Origin of the sequence: Vibrio ruber DSM 16370 (assembly GCF_900163965.1) — a bacterium.
Classification (GTDB): domain Bacteria; phylum Pseudomonadota; class Gammaproteobacteria; order Enterobacterales; family Vibrionaceae; genus Vibrio; species Vibrio ruber.
On record NZ_FULE01000066.1, the window covers coordinates 1 to 2900 of the forward strand.

Sequence of the window (2900 nt, forward strand, 5' to 3'; positions counted from 1 at the left end):
GCCATCGTTTCCAATGGTTATCCCCCACATCAGGGCAATTTCCCAGACTTTACTCACCCGTCCGCCGCTCGACGCCGAGAAAGCAAGCTTTCTCTCGTTTCCGCTCGACTTGCATGTGTTAGGCCTGCCGCCAGCGTTCAATCTGAGCCATGATCAAACTCTTCAATTAAAGTTTTTGTGACACCAAAGTGTCGGCTCAATGAATACTGCTTTTTGTCTCTGCTTAAAAGCAGACGCAAAAAGTGACATTACATAAGTAATGTTGAATTGACTGTGCTCTTATTGAATCACAGTTGCCTGTATCCAACTTGATTTGGTCACTCGATTCACTGATAAAATCTTTTTGGATATTTATCGACGAGTGCCCACACAGATTGATTGGTCTATATTGTTAAAGAGCTGAGCCTCAAAGCATTTGTTTAGCACTTGAAGCGGACGGACATTTTAGCGAGATAAATCTTGGTGTCAAACACTTTTTTATTCTCTTTTTTCGAGCCTTTAAAACTCAAAATCCGTCGTTGAATCGTGACTCAGTCCCGAGACAACGAGGCGCATTATATGGGGTTAATTAAACTTGGCAATAGCAAAAACGATAAATTCTTTCTTTTTTCGTCCAACAGATTAAATATCAATCGAAGCGATTAAATTTTTAGCATTTTTATTCGAATGATCACTTATTTTTAGTGCTCACTCACGAGAAGAGGCGCCATTTGGCACCTCTTGTTTTTTATTATGTCAATCCGGCCTACTGTGACATCACGATCTGGCTATCTTCTACTGAAAGACGGATCGGTACCCCCGGTAGTAATTCTCCGCTGAGAATAGATTTCGCCAGTGGATTTTCTACCGATTGCTGTATGGCTCGTTTTAGTGGCCTTGCACCATAAACAGGGTCATAACCAACTTGGGCAATTAATTCTAATGCAGCATCTTCAACTTTCAGATCATAGTCTTTTTCCTGCATTCGCCGACGCAAATGCTCAATTTGAATCGATGCAATCGACTTAATCTGCCCTTTACCCAGTGGGTGGAATACAACGCATTCATCAATCCGGTTTAGGAATTCAGGCCGGAAATGTTTACTGACCACATCCATAACTTGTGCTTTCATACTGTCATAATTCAGTTCTTTAAAATGTTCCTGAATCTGTGATGAACCTAAATTAGAAGTCATGATCACAACGGTATTACGAAAATCAACAGTTCGTCCCTGACCATCAGTTAAACGCCCATCATCGAGTACCTGAAGCAAAATGTTGAACACGTCTGCATGTGCTTTTTCAACCTCATCCAACAAAATGACAGAGTAAGGTTTTCTACGCACCGCTTCGGTCAGGTAACCACCTTCTTCATATCCGACATAGCCGGGAGGCGCCCCGACCAAGCGTGCGACCGAGTGTTTCTCCATAAATTCGGACATATCGATCCGAACCATGGCATCATCACTGTCAAACATAAAGTTGGCGAGTGTTTTACACAGTTCGGTTTTCCCGACCCCAGTTGGTCCCAAGAATAGGAATGAACCAATTGGTCGGTTCGGATCCGACAAACCAGCCCGACTACGGCGTATCGCATTGGATACCACCTCAACGGCTTCTCCTTGTCCGATAACCCGTTTATGCAGCGCATCTTCCATACGCAGCAGTTTTTCTTTTTCAGCTTCAAGCATTTTTGAAACAGGGATACCCGTCTGGCGTGACAAAACCTCTGCAATTTCAGTATCCGTGACTTTATTTTTCAGTAATGTCATTTCCTGCATTTCAGCCTGAGCAGCAAGATCCAGTTGTTTCTCCAATTCGGGAATCCGACCATACTGAAGTTCCGACATACGATTCAGATCCGTCGCTCTGCGAGCAACTTCGAGATCCAAACGAGCCTGTTCCAGTTCAGATTTAATATGCTGAGTCCCTGAAAGTGCTGCTTTTTCAGCGTTCCAGATCTCTTCTAACTCGGCATATTCTCGCTCTTTCTCTTGCAGTTCATCATTGAGAATATTGAGCCGTTTTTCACTGGCATCATCGTGTTCGTTACTGAGAGCCTGTTGCTCGATTTTCAACTGCACAATTCTGCGTTCTAACTTATCCAGTGCTTCTGGTTTTGAATCGATTTGCAAACGAATGCTTGAAGCCGCTTCATCAATTAAATCAATCGCCTTATCAGGCAGCTGTCGATCTGAGATGTAACGGTGAGAGAGGCTTGCTGCCGATACAATCGCCGGATCCGTAATTTCAACGTGGTGATGGAGCTCATAACGTTCCTTCAAACCACGCAAGATCGCGACTGTATCTTCAACAGTCGGTTCAGAGACCAATACCTTCTGGAAACGACGTTCAAGTGCCGCATCCTTTTCAATATACTGGCGGTATTCATCCAAGGTTGTGGCACCAACACAGTGAAGTTCTCCTCTGGCTAGTGCCGGCTTCAACATGTTCCCGGCATCCATAGATCCTTCACCCTTACCGGCACCGACCATCGTATGCAGTTCATCAATGAACAGAATCACATTCCCTTCTTCTTTAGCAAGCTCATTCAGAACTGATTTCAAACGTTCTTCAAACTCACCCCGATATTTCGCTCCGGCCACCAGAGCTCCCATATCGAGGGAAAGTACCCGACGACCACGAAGCCCTTCTGGCACCTCACTATTGATAATCCGCTGTGCTAACCCTTCAACAATCGCGGTTTTACCCACACCGGGTTCACCAATAATCACCGGGTTATTCTTGGTCCGACGTTGAAGAACCTGAATCGTCCGTCTGATCTCATCATCGCGGCCAATGACGGGATCCAGTTTGCCCTGTTCCGCACGCTCGGTGAGATCAATAGTATATTTCTCAAGTGCCTGACGTAGCTCTTCCGCATTCGGGTCATTAATTTTCTGCCCGCCACGAATTTTTTCG

1 protein-coding gene and 1 rRNA gene are annotated in these 2900 nt (G+C 44.9%); both read right to left on the reverse strand.

Features of this window, described 5'->3' with window-relative positions; genetic code table 11:
• Positions 1-169: ribosomal RNA gene (locus tag VR7878_RS19250) — 16S ribosomal RNA — on the reverse strand; the annotation flags it as partial.
• A 576-nt stretch (positions 170-745) separates the two neighbouring features.
• On the reverse strand, positions 746-2900 hold a 2155-nt coding region (clpB, locus tag VR7878_RS19255; RefSeq protein WP_077337607.1), incomplete at its 5' end, for an ATP-dependent chaperone ClpB.